Genomic DNA, 20,144 nt, shown 5'->3' with positions numbered 1-20,144 from the left:
TTTTATTTTTTCGGATTATTGAACCCTTGACGTTTCATTTCTCCCCATTTGATCTTTCGTCCGCTGATGAACTGCCAATATCCCAGCAGGCTGAAAACCACGACAAAAGGGTGATAAAAAAAAGATTCCAAGCAAGAGAAAAACACGAGTCGCAGGTATTCTTTGAAAGTATTGTACTGCTTTTTGATTGTGAGGTCGTACGTAATCGTAATAATTGAAATTGTGATGCCGATGAGGTATACGAATAACAGCATCAGCCAGAAAGTCGCGAAATTGATCTGTTGGCTCACAAGCAGATATATCATAAACACTACTCCTATGCTTTCGACTATCGGAGCGATGAACTCGAAAAACAGTGCGTAAGGCAATACCACCAATCCTAATTTCCCATATTTATAATTTAATATTAGTTTCCGGTGGACAAAAAAGATTTGAGCCAATCCTCTTCCCCATCTTGTACGCTGTCTTTTTAATACTTTGATATTAGGCGGTCCTTCTGTCCAGCAGCAGGAGTCGGGGATTTGCTCGATTTTAAATTTTTTTCCCTGTTCATGCATATACATGCTCATGCGTATGGTCATATCCATGTCTTCAGCATGTGATTGGGTGTCGAACCCTCCTATGCTGGTTACCACTGCTCGACTGAACAGCCCGAATCCTCCGGATATGTTCGGGATACAGTTGATTAAGCCCCATCCCATTTTGGCTACTACATAAGAGCGCAAATACTCCGTTTCCTGAAATGTAGGGATAAATTTGGAAGGGGGGGAGACTCTTTTTATCTCACCGTTTTCTACAATACAACTGTTAGCCATACGCAAAGTTGCTCCGACTCCTATCACAGGTATGTCGGAGTCTAATACCGGCAGAATTATCTTCTTCAGGGTGTCTTTTGCAAGGATGCAGTCAACGTCTGTATTGATGAAATAGTCGTTTTTAATGTAGTTTACGCCGGCGTTCATGGCATCGGCCTTCGTCCCTCCGTTTTCTTTATCGATGACGGTAAGTCTGTTATATGCCGGGTTGGTAGATTTGAATATTCTTTTCACCGGATGGCACGGAACCTTGTAAAGGTATTCAAAAGGAATCTCTTGCAACTCAAATCTTTCGATTAACAGTTCGAGGGTTTTATCTTTGCTTCCATCATTAACTACCACAACTTCAAAATTAGGATAATCCAAATTCAGTAGCGAACTGACGTTGTCGATAATGATAACCTCCTCGTTGAAAGCCGGGGCAACTATAGATATGGGAGGGGCCATATCGGGATATTGGGTAAAAAGTTGCTCTTCCTTCAGGGTATAACTACCTTTTTTCCGACGGATATTGATGAACCCCAACATGGCCAATGCTATATAAATAATGGTGATAGCTAAGGCATAAAAATAGATTATATATTGGTAAAACAGTATGATTGATTCCATAATTCCGGGGGTGTAAAATAAACGGTGTCAGCAAAGTTAGTATTTTATTTCATTGATGACACAGTTTATTTTACATTTTTTATTTTGATTTTCAGGAATGATATCCTTATGTTATTTTTCTATTTCGCTTTATATGGCGTGGAAAGGATACATCGGCTTAAATTTTGAGTTTTCCTCTGTTGCTTCGTTTTCTTCTTTCTCTTGCAGTCGGCGAATAGCTTTCGCTATCTCTTCCTGAAGTTCATTGTTGTAAGATTCTTTATACTCTTTATGCAGGAAAGGAATATTCTCTCTTTCTCCCAATATTCCGATAGCTTTGATGATGCTCAATTGTACAACCTTTGGGTTTAAAGCATATTCCGAAATAAAAAAGGGCAATGCTTCCGTATGGTTTAACGCTCCGATGGTGTTTACGATTTCGGCCTTTTCTTTATTGTCTTTGCTTTTTTTGAAAAGGGCTAATAGATATGGTATACTGTCGTATTGCTTAAATATTGCAATCTCTTTGATTAGAAAGCACCTGTAAGCTATATTTTGAGCTTCCTGCATCCAATGTGTCAATAAGGGTAGCTTATGCTCTTTTGATTTTTGTATAAGAGCATCGTGCACCCGTATTTCGTCTAAGCGGTTGAACTTCTTGTCAAAATTATCCTCCATAAATTTGTATGGATCGTGACTGTCGAATTTTACAAAAACGCTTCTTGATAACTTACGAAGCTCTTCGTCTTTATGCTGGAGAAGAGGAGTAAGATAACTGCTTATTTGGGTGTAGCTAAGTTCGTCTAACATTCGCAAGGCCTTCTTTTTACGCCGGATATTCCGGTTGGAAAGCTCTTTTAGCCAGTATTTATTAATCCGGAAGAGGTCGAGTAATGTCCTGTAATTATTGTCGTTGAGAGAGGAAATATCTTCTTCTTTATTCTTCTCTTCTTCGTTTTTTACATATAAAATCAGTTTGGACAGATTTTCTTTTTGCCATCTCTTTTTAAAAGTGTTTATGCGGATACCCATTTCTTCTGCGATTTCCTCTTGGTCCATATTGTAAGGGGCATAGATTATCCGGTTGATTTTTTGCCGGTACGTTTGTTTAAGATGCTCCCATCTTTTCTTTTTTCTTTTTATTTTGTTTTGAATGATAAAAAGCCGGAATAAAAAAGTTATATATAAGAGGCTCAGAAGCATTACTGCGAAAACAGTAATACGAATGATCGGCGCAAATCCTGTAAAAAGAGAATCGAAATAATAAAAATAAAATCTCAGAGTATCCATTTGTGGTATTTTCTATACGTGACATAAGAGGAAGTCATCATACCGCTTATTTTTTTTGCAAAGATGGTCAATAAACGGATGAAATCTACAACTTTTGTAGTTAAAAATATGAAAATGCTAAGAATGATGCCGAATGAAGCATCGATTGCTTTGGGAAAATGTGTTTGGGATGACTTTATCATATATAAAACAATAGCCGGACGATCGAAATCGCCCGGCTATTTTGCTTGAGAAACCGTCGGTCGGTACTCTTATTTCTTGTTTCGGTTTTGCTTTTGCTGACGTTCTTTCATCAGTTGCTCCTGCTGTTTCTGCATCGCTTCCAGACGGGCGGCAAATCCGGAGGTTTTCATTTGCTTCGGATCTTTCTTTTTCGCTTCGAGAATAGCGAGGAGTTTTTCTTCGTCGGTCGTTTTGCGGAGCATGATCATGATTCCTACGCTGATGAGCGTCGAGAGGAAATAGTAGTAGTTTAAACCGGCAGGGTAGGTGTTGAGCACGAACAGTAACATCACCGGCATGAGGTACATCATCCATTTCATCGCCGCCATCTGCGGTTGCGCACCGGTGTCCTGCATGGACATGGTGTATTTGGTGTTCAGAATATTGGTCACCGTCATGAGCACGCAGAACAGGCTGAGGTGGCTGCCCAGGAACGGGATGTGGAATGGGAAATGGATGAATGCGTCGTAGGTGGAAAGGTCGTCTGCCCAGAGGAAGCTCTCCTGACGCAACTCGATGGCACTCGGTACGAACATGAACAACGCCATCAGGATGGGAAATTGCAGTATCATCGGCAGGCATCCGCCCATCGGACTCACCCCGTACTGGCTGTAAAGTGCCATTACTTCCTGTTGTTTCTTCATGGCGTCTTCCTGTTTCGGGTATTTCTTGTTGATTACCTCTATTTTAGGCTTCAGCACACGCATCTTGGCCGACGACATATAGGTTTTCCATGTGGCGGGATATACTGCCGCCTTGACCAGAATGGTGAGGATGAGCAGAACGACACCCATGCTCAGTCCCCAACGGGTGAGCCAATCGAACACATTGATAGTGATGTATTGGTTGATGGTGCGCACGACAGGCCATCCCAGATAGACCAGCCGGTGCAGTTGCCATTTGTTTTCGCGTCCTTTGTCGAGCGCTTTGAGCGTTTTGAAATGGTTCGGACCCAGATAAAAGAACAATTCGGTAGGTTTGGCTCCGGTGGGATCGAAGAAGGTGTTCATCTCGGCGGAGTAGTCTTTGACGTATCCGCTTCCCTCTTTCTGTAACTTGGAGCGTACCGATACCTTGTCGAAATCCTGTGCGGCGATGAGCGCGGAGGAGAAGAACTGGTTCTTGAAGGCGATCCAGTCGGCGCGTCCTTCGAGTTGCTTCTCGTCGTCTTTGGCAGCGGAGAGATTGTCCACCTTTCCTCCGCTCAGCTTATAAGTCAGTTCGGCGAGGCGGTTTTCGAACCCAAACCCTTTTTCGAGCTGGCGCGCTTTCTGGCTCCATTCGATATCGACATATTCCGTGTTCGCCAGCTTGTCCGCCATGCCGGTGGCCTGAATGCGGAAATCCATCAGGTAACTGTCTTGTTTGAGCGTATAGATGAAGTCGATATAGCTGTGCGCATCCGCTTCGAGACGCATCACCACGCTGCTGTCGGTCTTGTTGACAGGCGTAAAGTAGTAGTCTTTGGTCTGTATGGCCCCCTGCTTGTTGTAGAAGTTGAAGCTCATGGCGGCGTCGTTTTCGCTGAAAAGAACGACAGGCGTCTTTTTGTCTTGCCCCTTATATTCTTTCAGCATAGCCGACCGTACCCGTCCGCCTTTGGTGGTGAGTGTGATTTCGGCCAGATTGTTGGCGATGATGACCGGCGATTCGGCTCCCTTTGCCGCATTGAAGAATAAGGCGGAAGAATCGGCGGCGACCGCCGTTTGCTTTTGGCTTGCGAGCGCGGCTTCGGTTTTGGCTTTCAGCGCTTCTTCCTGCTGCTGTACCAGAGCGATAGAGTCGTAGTATCTCTTTTGTGCGGCAAGCTGCTCCTGACTCGGGCGACTCAGTATGCTGAATCCGATCAGCAATATGCCTATCAGCACGAGACCTGTAATGGTGTTTTTATCCATCTTTGTTGATTATAGAGAATTAATTAATACTTGTTTTTTCGTTTTCGATAGCTGCCTTTACAAAAGCGAGAAACAACGGGTGAGGGTTGAGTACCGTACTACCGTATTCGGGATGGAACTGTGTTCCGACAAACCATTTCAGCGCGGGTATCTCGACGATTTCCACCAAGTCCGATTCGGGATTGATGCCCGTACACTTCATGCCGGCAGCTTCGTATTGCGCCTTGTAGTCGTTGTTGAACTCGTAGCGATGGCGGTGGCGTTCCTGAATGTGCTCTTTCCCGTAGGCTTCGAAAGCTTTCGATCCTTTCTGCAACACGCATTCGTAAGCTCCCAGACGCATGGTTCCGCCCATGTTGGTTACGGCCTTCTGCTCTTCCATGATGTCGATGACATTGTGAGGCGTTTTTTCATTCATCTCGCGCGAGTTGGCGTTGGCATAACCGAGCACGTTGCGCGCGAATTCGATGGCGATGCACTGCATGCCCAGACAGATGCCGAAGGTTGGGATGTCGTGCGTGCGGGTGTATTTGATGGCGACAAACTTGCCGTCGATGCCCCGTTGCCCGAATCCCGGACCGATCATGACGCCCGCCATGCCTTTCAGCGTTTCCGCCACATTTTCGTCGGTGAGGGTTTCGCTGTTGATGAAGTGTACTTCCACTTCCCTGTCGTTGTATGTTCCCGCCTGCGACAGCGCCTCGCGGATGGATTTATAAGCGTCCTGCAAATCGTATTTCCCCACTAGTGCGATATTTACCGGAGCCTTCGTCCGGGCGGCATGACGGCGTTCGAGGAAAGTGCGCCAGGGTCCCAGTTCGGGAGTCTCGCCCAAGGGAAGTCCCATCTTTTCGAGGATGGTGGAGTCGAGCTCCTGCTCCTGCATCAGCAGAGGCACTTCGTAGATGGTGGACGCGTCGAGCGATTGCACTACCGCTTTCTCGTCCACATTGCAGAACAGGGCCACTTTCTTGCGCAATCCTTCGTTCAGCGGATGCTCCGCGCGAAGGACGATGACATCGGGCTGGATTCCGACGCTTTGAAGCTCTTTCACCGAATGTTGCGTCGGCTTGGTCTTCAGCTCTCCGGCAGCCGCCAGATAGGGTACGTAGGTGAGGTGCACGCAAAGAGCGTTTTTGCCCAGCTCGCGCTTCAACTGACGGATGCTTTCGAGATAAGGAAGCGATTCGATATCGCCTACCGTACCTCCGATTTCGGTAATCACGAAATCGAACTTGTATTTGTTGCCCAGCAGCTTCACGTTCCGCTTGATCTCGTCGGTGATGTGGGGAATCACCTGGATCGTCTTGCCCAGATAGTCGCCCCGGCGCTCTTTGTCGATGACGCTTTTATAGATACGCCCCGTAGTGATGTTGTTTGCCTTGGTGGTCTGTATGCCCAGGAAACGCTCGTAGTGTCCCAGGTCGAGATCGGCCTCGTGGCCGTCTACGGTGACGTAGCACTCTCCGTGTTCATAAGGATTCAATGTGCCCGGATCGATATTGATGTACGGGTCGAACTTTTGAATGGTTACCTTATAACCTCTTGCTTGCAGCAACTTACCGATGGACGATGAAATGATGCCTTTTCCGAGTGAAGAGGCCACACCGCCGGTAACAAAAATATACTTTGTTTCTCCCACAGCTGTAACTGTTTAAATTATGTTTACTTATGTAGTATGATCGGAATTAAAAACTGCAAAATTATAAAAAAAAGAGGAAGTCGGAGAGTTTCGCCCTTACAAAATTATTAAAAAATGCAATTTTAAAAGATTGCTATGAATTCTAAACAAAATAATGTATTTTTGTGCCAAAATTTAGAAATATCATGAGGAGACGTTTTTTTTTGCCGACGGTTTTTGCATGGCTTTTTGCTTCGGCATTTTCCGTACAGGCCATAAATATGAATATTGCGGAAACGGGGGTAAGTAGAACGGATTCGCTTTCCACAGGTTTGAGCCGATATCTGATGCTGAAGCTGAATACGCACGGAAATACTTCGAAACCGGATACCGTCTCTATATTATATAATAAATATATCGGACAGTTGGATTACCTGAACGACCCTTCGGTACCCGAGCGTTATATCGCTTCCGATCCCGCTTATTACCGGCTTTTTACCCTGCCCGCTTATTACCGTTCGCCCATAGCCCGCTATTCGACGGTGGAGTGGGCGCCTTTTCGCCCGGGCACCGAACGGGAGTGCTTTGCCGACAGCCTGCTGGCTTTCGACGATGCGCCCTTCACCCGATATAAGCGTGTGAACGAGCTGGTGGACAAGGCGTTGATGAACCTGTATCTGAACCGCCCGGAACTGGTGGTCACTACCGAAGACCGCATTATGAGCAGGGATGTGTTTCGCAGTGATCTGAAGCCGAAAATTTCTTCCAAAGCCAGAGTGATTCACCTGTTCGAACCCGAAGAGATGAATGGGGATGTGGGACAGGCGGATATGCTGATCAGGAAACCCAACTGGTGGATAACCGGGGGTGTCGGATCTTTACAGATTAGCCAGAATCACGTTTCGGACAACTGGTACAAAGGAGGGGAGAGCAACTATTCCGGACTGGCTGCCTTGCAGCTTTTTGCCAACTATAACGATAATGAGAAGATACTGTTTGAAAATCAGGTGGAAGCGAAGTTGGGCATGAGCTCTACGCCTTCGGACAAGTTTCACGATTACCTGATCACCACCGACCAGTTCAGAATGACGAACAAGTTGGGGCTGCGGGCGGTAAAGAACTGGTATTATACCATTTCGTCGGAATTCAAGACGCAGTTTTGCCACGGGTATAAGGCCAACAGCGAAGAGCTGATTTCGGCTTTTCTGGCTCCGGCGGATTTGTCGGTCAGCGTCGGTATGGACTATAAGGTGAAGAAGAAGAAATATAACCTTTCGGTATTTGTTGCTCCTTTGATGTATAATCTGCGCTATGTGGGAAATAAAGAGGTGGATGAGGTGAAGTTCGGTCTGGAAGAGGGAAAATGCTCGAAAAACGACTTCGGTTCGCAGATTAAGCCTACGCTCAATTGGGTGATCATGCGTTCGGTGACGCTGGAGTCGCGTCTCAACTATCTGACGAACTATCATTGGGCTCGTGTGGAATGGGAAAATACATTTAACTTCGTGCTGAACCGTTATTTGTCTACTAAACTTTATATCCATGCGCGCTTCGACGACAGTGCGAAACCTAATGAAGGCAACAGTTATTTCCAGTTAAAAGAATTGTTGAGTTTCGGCATCAACTATAAATGGTGAGTCCGGCAAAATGACAAATGATACTATAACTCATCCGGGTGTTGTGGAAAACATACAAGATTCTCATCTGTCGGTGAGGATTGTCCAAACATCGGCATGCGCTTCTTGCAGCATAAAGGGACATTGTTCTTCCGCCGACAGTCAGGAAAAGGTAATCGATATTTTCGATCCCGCGGCAGCTTCGTACCATACGGGCGAGGAGGTGACAGTGGTAGCTGCCACATCGATGGGGGTGATGGCGGTGATTCTGGCTTTTGTAATTCCTTTGGCACTTCTGGTTGTTTCGCTGTTTCTGCTTATGGCATGGACGGGGAGCGAAATGTACGCAGGAATCGGCGCATTGGCCGTGTTGTTGCCCTACTACCTTATCTTGTGGCTGAACAAATCGCGTTTGAAGCGAAAATTTTCATTTACTGTAAAACCAAATAAATAACTAACAAACATTATGAATTTGATTCTGATTGCAGTGGTTTCGTTGGGTTCCATAGCGCTGGTGCTGGCTGCCGTGCTTTATGCGGCCTCCAAGAAATTTGCTGTGTATGAAGATCCGCGGATTGCGCAGGTAGGGGAAGTATTGCCTCAGGCCAATTGCGGCGGATGTGGTTACCCCGGATGCAGCGGTTTTGCCGACGCTTGTGTGAAAGCGGGTTCGCTGGAGGGAAAGTACTGCCCCGTAGGCGGACAGCTTGTTATGGCACAGATTGCAGACATTCTGGGACTGGCGGCTACTGAAAGCGAACCGAAGGTGGCGGTGGTGAGATGTAACGGAACTTGCGCCAATCGCCCGCGTATCAACCAATACGACGGTGCCAGAAGCTGTGCGATCGCCGCTTCGCTGTACGGAGGCGAGACGGGATGCAGCTACGGTTGTCTGGGATGCGGAGATTGCGTGGATGCCTGCCAGTTCGACGCGATTCACATGAATCCCGAAACAGGGTTGCCGGAAGTCGACGAAGAGAAGTGTACAGCTTGCGAGGCTTGCGTGAAAGCTTGTCCGAAATTGATTATAGAAATACGCCCCAAAGGGAAGAAATCGCGTCGCGTGTACATATCCTGCGTGAATAAAGACAAGGGAGCGACGGCACGCAAGGCATGTGCGGTAAGTTGTATCGGTTGCGGCAAGTGTGTAAAGACTTGTCCGTTCGAGGCGATTGCTCTCGAAAGCAATTTGGCTTATATCGATCCGTACAAATGCAAATCGTGCCGCAAGTGCGTGGAGGTTTGCCCGCAGCATACGATCATCGAACTGAATTTCCCTCCGCGTAAGCCGAAGGAAGTTGAGATGGTGGCCGGAGAGGCGGCAAATCAAGGCGCGGGGGCATAGTGAACGGCCGGCTTCGGAAAAACTCCGGCTTTTTTTAAAAAAAGAAGAAATCAACAGAATTATAATACAGAATTGTATGCTAAAGACATTTTCAATCGGTGGAGTTCATCCACACGAAAATAAACTGTCGGCACATCAACCCATTATCGCGGCGGAGGTTCCCCAAAAGGCAATCATCCTGCTGGGACAGCATATCGGCGCTCCTGCCCGTCCTGTGGTAGGCAAGGGGGATATGGTGAAGGTGGGCACGAAGATTGCCGAACCTTCCGGTTTCGTTTCGGCTGCCATCCATTCTTCCGTGAGCGGGAAAGTGGTGAAGATAGATACGGTGGTAGATGCCAGCGGCTATGCGAAGCCTGCCATTTATATAGATGTGGAAGGCGATGAGTGGGAAGAGACGATAGACCGGAGCACGACATTGGTGAAAGAGTGCGAATTGTCGTCCGAAGAAATTGTGAAAAAAATTGCCGATGCAGGCATCGTGGGATTAGGAGGGGCTTGTTTCCCTGCTCAAGTGAAGCTGACTCCGCCGCCGTCGTTCAAGGCGGAATGCTTAATTATCAACGCGGTGGAGTGCGAACCGTACCTGACTGCCGACCATCAGCTGATGCTGGAACATGCGGAGGAAATCATGGTGGGCGTTTCCATTCTGATGAAAGCGGTGAAAGTGAACAAGGCGTTCATCGGAATTGAGAACAACAAGCCGGACGCCATCAAGCTAATGACAAAGGTGGCTTCGACGTATGCGGGCATCGAGGTGATTCCGCTGAAGGTGCAATATCCTCAAGGCGGTGAGAAGCAACTGATAGACGCCATTACGAAGCGGCAGGTGGCTAGCGGCGCGCTACCCATCTCGACGGGCGCGGTGGTGCAGAACGTAGGAACGGCTTTTGCCGTGTACGAAGCGGTGCAGAAGAACAAACCCCTGTTCGAACGGGTGATTACGGTGACGGGAAAATCGGTGGCGAAACCTTCGAATTTCCTGGTGCGCGTAGGTACGCCGATGAGCCAGCTGATAGACGCTTGCGGCGGACTGCCCGAGGATACCGGAAAGGTGATAGGAGGCGGCCCGATGATGGGAAAGGCTTTGATGAATGTCGAAGTTCCCATCGCGAAAGGAAGTTCGGGTATCCTGATCATGAACCGCAAAGAAGCGAAGCGGGGCAGGGTGCAGACTTGCATCCGCTGCTCGAAGTGCGTAAACGCTTGCCCCATGGGGCTGGAGCCTTATCTGCTCGGGGCTTTGTCGGAAAACGGAGATTTTGAAAGAATGGAAAAAGAAAAGATCATGGATTGCATCGAGTGCGGGTCGTGCCAGTTTACCTGTCCCGCCAATCGGCCGTTGCTGGACTATTGCCGTCTGGGTAAAGGAAAGGTGGGAGCGATGATTCGTGCACGTCAAGTTAAAAAATAAAGGAATATGGAAAATAAATTGATCGTATCACTGTCGCCCCACGTGCATAGCGGAGACAGCATACAGAAAAACATGTACGGGGTGCTCATCGCGCTTGTGCCGGCTTTTCTGGTGTCTCTCTATTTTTTCGGGCTGGGAGCCCTCATCGTAACGGCTACTTCGGTGGCGGCCTGCCTGTTGTTCGAATGGGCGATCGTTAAATTCTTAATGAAACAACCGGAAACGACGATACTCGACGGTTCGGCCATGATTACGGGCGTACTGCTCGCATTCAACCTGCCGTCGAACCTGCCTCTATGGATCATCGTTCTGGGTGCTCTGTTCGCTATCGGCGTAGGGAAAATGTCGTTCGGCGGACTGGGTTGCAATCCTTTCAACCCGGCGTTGGCGGGACGTGTGTTCCTGCTGCTCTCGTTTCCCGTGCAGATGACCAGCTGGCCCGTAGCGGGACAACTGACGGCTTACACCGACGCTACTACGGCGGCCACTCCGCTGGCGTTGATGAAGCAGGCCATTCACGGAAATACGGCCGCTTTGGCCGAATTACCCGATGCTTTCAGCCTGCTGATCGGGCAGAGCGGCGGATGTATCGGCGAGGTGAGTGCGCTGGCGTTGCTATTCGGGCTCGTTTACATGCTCTGGAAGAAGATTATCACCTGGCATATTCCCGTATCTATCTTTGCTACCGTATTTGTGTTTGCAGGGTTGATGCATCTGGCTGACCCCGTGAAATACGTATCGCCGATGATGCAGTTGCTTTCGGGAGGACTGATGTTGGGAGCGGTGTTTATGGCTACCGATTACGTGACTTCGCCGATGAGCAAGAAAGGAATGCTGATTTACGGTGTTTGCATCGGTCTGCTGACAGTCGTTATTCGTTTGTTTGGCGCTTATCCCGAAGGGATGTCGTTCGCGATTCTCATTATGAACGCGTTCACTCCGCTCATTAATACTTATTGTAAACCTAAACGCTTCGGGGAGGTGGCTAAGAAGAAATGAAAAAGTTACAATCATCTTTAAAGAATATGTTGCTCGTGCTGACGGGCGTCACGGTGGTTTCGGTGTCTCTGCTTGCCTGGGTGAACGAGCTGACGAAAGGACCGATAGCCGAAGCCAATGCCAAGGCTCTGAATCAAGCCCTGAAAGAGGTGCTTCCGGAGTTTACGAACAATCCGGTGGAAGAAAGCGATACTCTTTTCGGTGAAAAAGACGGAAAGAAAATAGTGAACTTCATTGTGTATCCCGCCAAGAAAGACGGAGAATGGATAGGCAGCGCGGTGGAGTCGAAGTCGATGGGATTCGGCGGCGAACTGAAAGTGCTGGTGGGCTTCGATGCCGAAGGCAGGATTTACAACTACTCGTTGCTGGCCCACGCCGAAACGCCGGGACTGGGCTCGAAAGCCGACAAATGGTTCGGAGCGTATTCTCCGTCGAAAGGAGAGAAGGGAGTACTGCACGGAAGTAGTCCGAAGTCGATTCTGGGCCTGAACCCGGGAGAAGGAGAACTGAAAGTGAACAAAGACGGGGGGCAAGTGGATGCCATCACGGCCTCGACCATCACTTCACGCGCTTTCCTGAATGCTGTGAATGCCGCTTACCAGGCTTACCGGGAAGGTGAATCGGATGTGAACGCAGTTACCGGAGCGTCGCAGAAAAACGAGCTTTCCGCCGCACCTGCGGGCGAAGAGACGGCTAATGATTCTATTTATTAAGAAAGGAGAAGACAGCTATGGATAACTTGAAAGTAATGATAAACGGGATTCTTAAAGAAAATCCCATTTTTGTGCTCCTGCTCGGTATGTGTCCTACGTTGGGTACGACCTCTTCCGCCATCAACGGCATGGGCATGGGGCTGGCTACCATGTTTGTGCTTATTTGCTCGAACGTGGTGATTTCGTCGGTGAAGAAACTGATTCCCGATATGGTGCGTATTCCTTCGTTTATTGTGGTTATCGCTTCGTTCGTGACCCTGCTTCAGATGATTATGCAGGCTTATGTGCCCGAACTGTATGCTACGTTGGGGCTTTTTATCCCGCTGATCGTGGTGAACTGTATCGTATTGGGCCGTGCCGAAGCCTTCGCCGCGAAGAATAATCCGGTGGCCGCGATGTTCGACGGCATAGGGATGGGGCTCGGCTTCACATTCGCGCTGACGCTGCTGGGAGCTGTGCGCGAATTTTTGGGAACAGGCAAGGTGTTCAATCTGGCGATTCTGCCCGAAGAGTACGGCATGCTGCTGTTCGTACTGGCTCCCGGCGCGTTCATCGCACTGGGATACCTCATCGCGGTGATCAACAGCCTGAAAAAAGCCTGAATGTAATTGATAACTCGATAATTAGGAATTCATTATGGAATATATATTGATTTTTATCTCGGCAATCTTTGTGAACAACATCGTATTGTCGCAATTTCTGGGAATCTGCCCGTTTCTGGGAGTTTCGAAGAAAGTGGAAACGGCAATGGGCATGAGCGCTGCGGTTACATTCGTATTGACAATCGCTACCATTGTGACTTTCCTCATTCAGAAGTTCGTGCTGGACGCTTTCGGATTAGGATATCTGCAAACCATCACGTTCATTCTGGTCATTGCCGCTCTGGTGCAGATGGTGGAGATTATCCTGAAGAAAGTGTCGCCCGCCCTGTATCAGGCGCTGGGAGTTTTCCTGCCATTGATTACGACCAACTGCTGTATCCTGGGTGTCGCCATTCTGGTGATTCAGAAAGACTATGATCTGCTGACCGGTGTGGTATATGCTTTTTCCACCGCTCTGGGATTCGGCCTGGCTCTGATTCTTTTTGCGGGGCTGCGCGAGCAGATGAGTCTGGTAAAAGTGCCGAAAGCCATGCGGGGAACCCCTATCGCTCTGATTACCGCCGGTCTGCTGGCAATGGCATTCATGGGCTTTTCGGGCGTCGTATAAAAAAAGGATTTTATTTTATAACTTTTTACATAATATGATTGGTTTTTCGTTTTAATTCTATATTTTTGTGAATCGAACGGAAGGAAACGATGAACCAATCGCCGGAGATAATATGAAAGAAAGAATTTTAGTAACGGGGGGAACAGGATATATCGGCTCTCATACCGTTGTAGAGCTGCAAAACAGCGGATACGAAGTCGTAATTATAGATAATCTGTCGAATTCAAGTGCCGACGTGGTTGACAACATTGAAAAGGTATCAGGTATCCGCCCTGCTTTCGAAAAGCTGGACTGTCTGGATTTTGCCGGACTTGATGCTTTGTTTGCCAAATATAAAGGGATCAAAGCAATCATTCACTTTGCTGCCAGCAAAGCGGTGGGCGAATCGGTCGAGAAACCGCTGCTTTATTATCGAAACAATTTGGTTTCTCTGATCAACCTGCTCGAATTGATGCCCAAACATGGAGTGGAAGGAATTGTTTTTTCTTCTTCCTGCACGGTATACGGTCAGCCTGATGAATTGCCGGTAACGGAGAAAGCGCCGATTAAGAAAGCGGAATCTCCCTACGGAAATACGAAACAGATCAATGAGGAAATTATTCGCGATACGGTGGCTTCGGGGGCTCCGATAAACGCGATCATGCTGCGTTACTTCAATCCGATCGGCGCGCATCCCACGGCATTGCTGGGCGAGCTTCCCAGTGGAGTGCCACAGAATCTTGTTCCTTACCTCACTCAAACGGCGATCGGTATCCGTGAAAAACTGAGTGTGTTCGGAGATGATTACAACACCCCCGACGGGTCTTGCATCCGCGATTTCATCAATGTGGTGGATCTGGCAAAAGCACATGTGATAGCTATCCGCCGCATCTTGGAGAAGGCCCAGAAAGAGAAAGTGGAAGTCTTCAATATCGGTACGGGACGCGGAGTTTCCGTATTGGAGTTGATCCGGGGATTTGAGAAAGCTACCGGAGTAAAACTGAATTATCAGATTGTAGGCCGTCGTGCGGGAGATATCGAGAAGGTGTGGGCCAATCCGGACTTTGCCAATAACGAGCTCGGGTGGAAAGCGGTAGAAACGTTGGAAGATACGTTGCGGTCTGCGTGGGATTGGCAATTGAAACTTCGTGAAAGAGGTATACAATAATAATTTCAGCAGAATAAGAGCCCTTGGCTCTTGTAACCGATCGGGATCGGACCGTCAGTGTGTATGTGAATATGTGTTGAAGGTAGCTGTGCCTCCCCGGCACGAACGTCCCGATTGAGTAGTAGTTTTGTCGTGTTTTATTTTGTGTTTGTGTTGTGACGGTACTCCGATGTGAATCGGAGTATCGTTTTTTTGTAGGGAGATATTCATTATCTTTGTGGAGAAAGCAAATGAGTTGGTTTGATAGTGGCTTGGATATGAAAGAGATGTTATCGATAGAGGAAAAAGCGTTAGTGGCACAGCTGAAGCGTGGCAATTGCCTTGCTTTTACTGTGATTTACAAGAAATATGCCCGGCAGGCTTACATCTTGTCTTTTAAGTATCTTTGTAATAAGACATTGGCGGAAGATGCCGTTCAAAACTTATTTATGAAGTTATGGCTTAAGCGGGAAGATCTGCAAGAGGATATTCCTATCAACCATCTGCTGTTTACTATGCTAAAGAATGATTTGCTGAATATTTTACGTGATTCGAAAACCAACATTTTTGTATTGGAAGACTGCCTTGAGATGTTGAACTATATTGATGGCGGCGATGTTGAAGAGCAAGAGCTGGAACAAGAACAACTGGAGTTGATTAAGCATGTAGTGGATAAACTTTCGCCCCAGAGAAAGAAAATCTTTTTTATGAAAATATCCGGAAAATATTCTAATCAGGAAATTGCCGATGTACTGGGACTTTCGGTGAACACAATTAAATTTCAATACAGCCAATCGCTCAAGCAAATTAAGTTTTGGATTCGGGAAGCCGCTACATTATGTTTGCTCCTTCTATAATTTTTTTATTTTCATATCATACTTTTGAGTTTCCTTTGTGTATTATGTATAAAGAGCTGATAAAATGCAGAGAGGGAAGAAATATAGTATAGACAGTGAAATCATAGATTACATCGAACGTTATCTTGACAAAGATGTGAATTTGATATTGGAAAACAAACCTTTGGATCTGGGCAAAAAGAGTCTGCCGGAATTTGACGAGTTTGAGGCGTACGACCATATTTATGCACGGATGAAAAAAAGGAAGCGTCATTCGTTGGCTTTTCTGTTGAAATGGACTGCAGTTGTTTTGCTGGTGGTCGGTAATGTCGGGTATTTTACTTACAACTTTGCGGGTCGCTCGAAAAAGCCTCTAAGCCGGGAAGTAGCAGTTTTGAAAGGAGATAAGATAATAGTCATGTTGACCGACGGAAGTCGTGTGTGGCTGAATTCGGATACCAAGCTGACATATCCGGAACAGTTTGTGGGAAATGAGCGGAGGGTAGCTCTCGAAGGCGAGGCTTATTTCGAAGTAAAGAGTGATCCCGAACATCCTTTTTATGTAACTGCCGGAGATTTGCAAGTGCAGGTGACAGGAACAAGCTTCAATATTTCGGCTTACCCAAGCGATGAGGAGGTTATTACAACTTTGGATGAGGGGAAAATCAGTATAGGGCGTTTTATGGAGAATGCGGCTTTGCATATCATGAGGCCCGGACAAACTGCAGTATACAACAGAGTGCATGGTAGCTGTAAGATTTCAAAGAATGAATATTATAAGGAAGCTTCTGGGTGGAAGGAAAATCGCCTGACATTTCGAAATGCCACCTTGGAATCTGTTTTGAAAGTGCTTTCCAGACAGTTTGATGTCTCGTTCGAGATTGAAAACGATAAGATACGAGGCTATACGTATAATTTGTCAACCAAAGGAGGGGATCTTAGCAATGTGTTGAAGATGATGGAGTCTATTACTCCTGTTCGAATCATAAAAAAATCAGAATACGCGTATGTGATAAAATAAAGTCCATAAATCTAATAATTACAAAATTTTTATTCATGGAAAAAAAACACTTTTTTTCATACATCCGATTGTGGTGTATGGTAGGCGGATTTTGTTTTTTCATTCCGCTTTCCGCCTTGGCTCAGAGCCAGAAAATTTCTGTAAAAATGCGGGATGTTTCTTTGGAAAAGGCCATGCAAATTATTGGCAAACAATCTTCGATGGATGTGGCTTACAGTAAAGAGTTTGTAGATCCTAACCTTAAGGTTAGCTTGAATGTGAGAAATAAAACTCTTGAGAAAGTGCTTCGGGATTTGTTTCAAAACACAAATGTGGGATTCCGCTTTCAGGAGAGTTGCATTTTACTTTTTAACAAGGTGGTACAGAAGGGTAGATTAGATGATAAGAATAGGGTGCGTATTAAAGGCAGGGTAACCGATAGACAAACAGGTGAACCTATTATTGGAGTTACCGTTTTTGTGCCTGGAACATCGCATGGCACCACAACCGACATTGACGGTAATTATTCACTAAATGTGCCTTTGGGAAGTACGGTTACATTTTCTTACATAGGATATGCGGATTTTAATCGGGAAGTTCGTGAAGAAGGAGTGTTGGATGTCGTTCTTACAGAGGATGCTGTGACACTGGATGATGTAGTCGTAGTGGGTTATGGCGTTCAAAAGAAGGTAAACTTGACAGGCGCCGTATCAATGGTAAAGGGCGATGCCCTGGAAGACCGTCCGGTGCCCAATCTGAGTTCGGGTTTGCAAGGTCTTCTGCCGGGAGTAACCGTTACTTCTTCATCCGGTCAACCCGGTGCTGCTCCGGATATTAAGATTCGCGGCGTAAATACCATTAATAGCAGTACCTCGCCTTTGATTTTAATTGATGGAATAGCCGGCGGGGATATGAACCTGCTGAATCCGAGCGATATTGAAAGTATATCGGTACTCAAGGATGCGGCTTCGGCAGCTATTTATGGAGCTCGTGCAGCCAATGGCGTGATTTTGATAACAACCAAGAAAGGTCGCAAACAGGAGAAAGCGCAGATAATCTATACAGGCTATGTGGGATTCCAAGCACCTACCGCATTACCGGAGGAGGTGAACGGAAGACAATATATGGAATTATACAACGAGGCGATGAGCGCTGCGGGTTTCTCTAAACCTTACGGTGAAGATGCTTTTGCAAAGTACGATTCGGGAGAATCTCCCAATGAATATTCGAATACCGATTGGGTAAATGAACTTTTTAAAAAGAACGCATTGCAGACGGGACATTCTGTCAGTGTAAGGGGAGGCGGCGAGAAAAGCGGCTATTTCATGTCATACGGTTATTTGAATCAAGACGGTTTAGTAGTAGGGGATGCCTTTAAGTCGAGACGCCATAATGCACGCATCAGCGTAAATACAGAATTGAATAATCGGCTGAATTTGAATGGGGCAGTCAGTTTTGTGGATTATTATCGGACTACATCCGGATTTTCCGGAACATCCGGGGTGTTTAGGTTGGCCCAACGTATGTCGCCATTGTTGCCCGTTAAGTGGAAAAAGCAAGATGAAAACGGGGTGTGGCATGATACTTCTTATTGGGCGACCGGTTCTGTGATAAATCCCCTATATGTAGCTTATGAAGGTGGAACAGAAAGCAGAAAGTCAAGAACATTAAACGCTATCGTAGAAGCCAATCTCAAGATTATTGAGGATCTTTATCTGAATGGTCAATATTCAGCCAATTATTACTTCCGGGAGACCGACCAATTTCGTCCTACTTTGCCGGAATTCGATCCGAACGGGGTGCCTGATCCGGATAATGAGGCAATGAAAAATTATGTGTATCAAGGTCATCAAGACGCATTGACACAAAGTCTGCAACTGACACTGAACTATAAAAAAAACATCAAGAAACATGAACTTGGAGCTTTGTTGGGATACTCCCAAGAGTGGTATGACTATAGCGAGTTGGATGGAAGTCGCAAGAATATTCTATTAGACAATATTTTTGTTCTGGATACCGGGACTGAGGATCTGACCAATGGAGGTAATAAAAAAGATTGGGCACTTCAATCTTATTTTGGACGTTTCAACTATGCATACGATGAAAAGTATTTATTTGAAGCTAATATGCGTATAGATGGTACTTCTCGATTTGCGAAGAATAACCGTTGGGGATATTTCCCTTCATTCTCCGCAGGATGGAACTTTACCAAAGAAAGTTTTATGCAATTTGCCAAACCTGTTCTGGAATCGGGAAAACTGAGAGTATCATGGGGTGAATTGGGTAACCAGAATGTAGGTGATAGTTTCTATCCGTATCTTACTCCAATTGAACGTGTTGAAAAGTCATATCCTATAGGTGGACTTAACAATGTAGGATTCGTGCAGAAAAAACTCGGTAATAAAAACATCAAGTGGGAAACAATCCGTATGCTGAATACGGGTGTGGACTTGAATTTTATGAATAACCGACTTATTATGTCGTTTGACTGGTTTAAGAAAGAGAATGTGAATGCTTTGGTAAAACCTGTATATCCTACCATTGTGGGTGTGACTAAATCTGCTTTTCTGCCTTTTGAAAACATGGGTAAAATCGAAAATAGGGGATGGGAGATCGACCTCGCTTGGCGTGACCGCATAGGACAGGTAAAATATGGCGCCAATTTTAATATATCCGATTCAAAAAATAAAATTACGGATTTGGGATCCAGTGAGCCGACTTTAGGCAATAAGATCCGTAGAATAGGAGATGCGATCGGTGCTTATTATGGCTATCTGACTGATGGATTGGCTCAAATTTCAGATTTTGAAGGAAAGAACGATGACGGTAAATATATTAATCCGAACTTTGTAGTTCCTAAAACGAGCACAGGTATCGTACAACCGGGTGATATTAAATATAGAGATATCAGTGGTCCGGAAAATATTCCTGATGGAATAATTGATGAATACGATAAGGTTGTATTCGGTGATCCGTTTCCTCATTACACTTACTCTTTCAAAGGTTATCTATCATGGAAAGGATGGGACTTCAGCTTCTATTTGCAAGGTGTGGGAAAGGTAAACGGGTATTTGGAAGAAGAGGCACGCCATTGCTTTATTAATGACTATTCTACTCCGAAGGTTGAACACTTGGACAGATGGACACCCAACAATCCGAGCGCTTCTTACCCAAGACTTTATCAGGGGCAGACCCACAATTTATTATTTAGCGATTATTGGTTGGAAGACGCTTCTTACCTTCGTCTGAAAAATATACAGTTAGGTTATACTTTTCCAAAAAAATGGCTGGTCCGTTTGGGTATTTCTAATTTGAGGGCATACGTCTCTGCCGATAATTTATTGACTTTTACCAATTATTTCGGCGCTTACGACCCGGAGGTACGGGAAACATCAGGAGCCTCTTATCCTCAGGTGAAAACTTATGTATTTGGTATGTCTGTAACGTTTTAATTA

The 20,144-nt window shown here is 46.2% G+C and carries 16 protein-coding genes; 12 read left to right on the top strand and 4 right to left on the bottom strand.

From position 1 onward, the window contains the following. Positions 1–2 precede the first annotated feature (2 nt). The 4 genes from GGR07_RS05120 to GGR07_RS05105 form a co-directional block, all read right to left on the bottom strand. A complete protein-coding gene (locus GGR07_RS05120) occupies positions 3–1,424 on the bottom strand; it encodes a glycosyltransferase family 2 protein (RefSeq protein WP_021645599.1) in 1,422 nt (473 codons plus the stop codon). 129 nt (positions 1,425–1,553) lie between these two features. Further along, positions 1,554–2,462 carry a HEAT repeat domain-containing protein gene (locus GGR07_RS05115; RefSeq protein ID WP_147298153.1) on the bottom strand — a complete coding sequence of 303 codons (909 nt, stop codon included), beginning with the start codon at positions 2,460–2,462 and terminating at the stop codon, positions 1,554–1,556. A gap of 482 nt (positions 2,463–2,944) precedes the next feature. Then, positions 2,945–4,810, bottom strand: a complete 1,866-nt coding sequence (gene yidC, locus GGR07_RS05110) for a membrane protein insertase YidC (protein ID WP_021645602.1) — start codon at positions 4,808–4,810, stop codon at positions 2,945–2,947. Between the two features lie 19 nt (positions 4,811–4,829). Continuing rightward, positions 4,830–6,452 (bottom strand): CTP synthase, encoded by a 1,623-nt coding sequence (locus tag GGR07_RS05105; RefSeq protein WP_021645603.1) that lies wholly within the window; start codon positions 6,450–6,452, stop codon positions 4,830–4,832. A gap of 185 nt (positions 6,453–6,637) precedes the next feature. Between GGR07_RS05105 and GGR07_RS05100 the strand changes: the two genes are divergently transcribed. The 12 genes from GGR07_RS05100 to GGR07_RS05045 all read left to right on the top strand — a co-directional run bounded on the left by GGR07_RS05100 (position 6,638) and on the right by GGR07_RS05045 (position 20,141). Further along, positions 6,638–8,068 (top strand): DUF3078 domain-containing protein, encoded by a 1,431-nt coding sequence (locus GGR07_RS05100; RefSeq protein ID WP_021645604.1) that lies wholly within the window; start codon positions 6,638–6,640, stop codon positions 8,066–8,068. 10 nt (positions 8,069–8,078) lie between these two features. Beyond that, the gene (locus tag GGR07_RS05095; protein WP_021645605.1) at positions 8,079–8,501 is read left to right on the top strand and encodes a SoxR reducing system RseC family protein; all 423 of its coding nucleotides are present in this window, start codon (positions 8,079–8,081) and stop codon (positions 8,499–8,501) included. A gap of 12 nt (positions 8,502–8,513) precedes the next feature. Then, positions 8,514–9,392, top strand: coding sequence for a Fe-S cluster domain-containing protein (locus tag GGR07_RS05090; RefSeq protein ID WP_034542395.1), 879 nt, complete (start codon positions 8,514–8,516; stop codon positions 9,390–9,392). A 76-nt stretch (positions 9,393–9,468) separates the two neighbouring features. Further along, positions 9,469–10,806, top strand: a complete 1,338-nt coding sequence (rsxC, locus tag GGR07_RS05085; protein WP_021645607.1) for an electron transport complex subunit RsxC — start codon at positions 9,469–9,471, stop codon at positions 10,804–10,806. Between the two features lie 6 nt (positions 10,807–10,812). Then, positions 10,813–11,805: an RnfABCDGE type electron transport complex subunit D gene (locus tag GGR07_RS05080; RefSeq protein WP_021645608.1), complete on the top strand. Its 993-nt coding sequence runs from the start codon at positions 10,813–10,815 to the stop codon at positions 11,803–11,805. Next, positions 11,802–12,518 (top strand): RnfABCDGE type electron transport complex subunit G, encoded by a 717-nt coding sequence (locus GGR07_RS05075; RefSeq protein ID WP_021645609.1) that lies wholly within the window; start codon positions 11,802–11,804, stop codon positions 12,516–12,518. Before GGR07_RS05080 ends, GGR07_RS05075 begins: the two co-directional genes overlap by 4 nt. 17 nt (positions 12,519–12,535) lie before the next feature. Further along, positions 12,536–13,120: an electron transport complex subunit RsxE gene (gene rsxE, locus GGR07_RS05070; protein ID WP_021645610.1), complete on the top strand. Its 585-nt coding sequence runs from the start codon at positions 12,536–12,538 to the stop codon at positions 13,118–13,120. Between the two features lie 34 nt (positions 13,121–13,154). Continuing rightward, the gene (gene rsxA, locus GGR07_RS05065) at positions 13,155–13,727 is read left to right on the top strand and encodes an electron transport complex subunit RsxA (RefSeq protein ID WP_021645611.1); all 573 of its coding nucleotides are present in this window, start codon (positions 13,155–13,157) and stop codon (positions 13,725–13,727) included. Positions 13,728–13,839: 112 nt separating this feature from the next. After that, positions 13,840–14,874 carry a UDP-glucose 4-epimerase GalE gene (galE, locus tag GGR07_RS05060; protein WP_034542483.1) on the top strand — a complete coding sequence of 345 codons (1,035 nt, stop codon included), beginning with the start codon at positions 13,840–13,842 and terminating at the stop codon, positions 14,872–14,874. A 230-nt stretch (positions 14,875–15,104) separates the two neighbouring features. Further along, complete coding sequence (locus tag GGR07_RS05055; protein ID WP_021645613.1) at positions 15,105–15,710, top strand: sigma-70 family RNA polymerase sigma factor; 606 nt, start codon at positions 15,105–15,107, stop codon at positions 15,708–15,710. A gap of 64 nt (positions 15,711–15,774) precedes the next feature. Continuing rightward, positions 15,775–16,710, top strand: a complete 936-nt coding sequence (locus GGR07_RS05050) for a FecR family protein (protein ID WP_021645614.1) — start codon at positions 15,775–15,777, stop codon at positions 16,708–16,710. A 35-nt stretch (positions 16,711–16,745) separates the two neighbouring features. After that, positions 16,746–20,141 (top strand): TonB-dependent receptor, encoded by a 3,396-nt coding sequence (locus GGR07_RS05045; RefSeq protein WP_039972643.1) that lies wholly within the window; start codon positions 16,746–16,748, stop codon positions 20,139–20,141. Positions 20,142–20,144 lie beyond the last annotated feature (3 nt).

This window comes from Bacteroides pyogenes, from assembly GCF_014196225.1.
Taxonomy (GTDB): Bacteria; Bacteroidota; Bacteroidia; order Bacteroidales; family Bacteroidaceae; genus Bacteroides; species Bacteroides pyogenes_A.
Note: the sequence above shows the minus strand (reverse complement) of the source record. Positions and strands in the feature narration are given on the sequence as shown.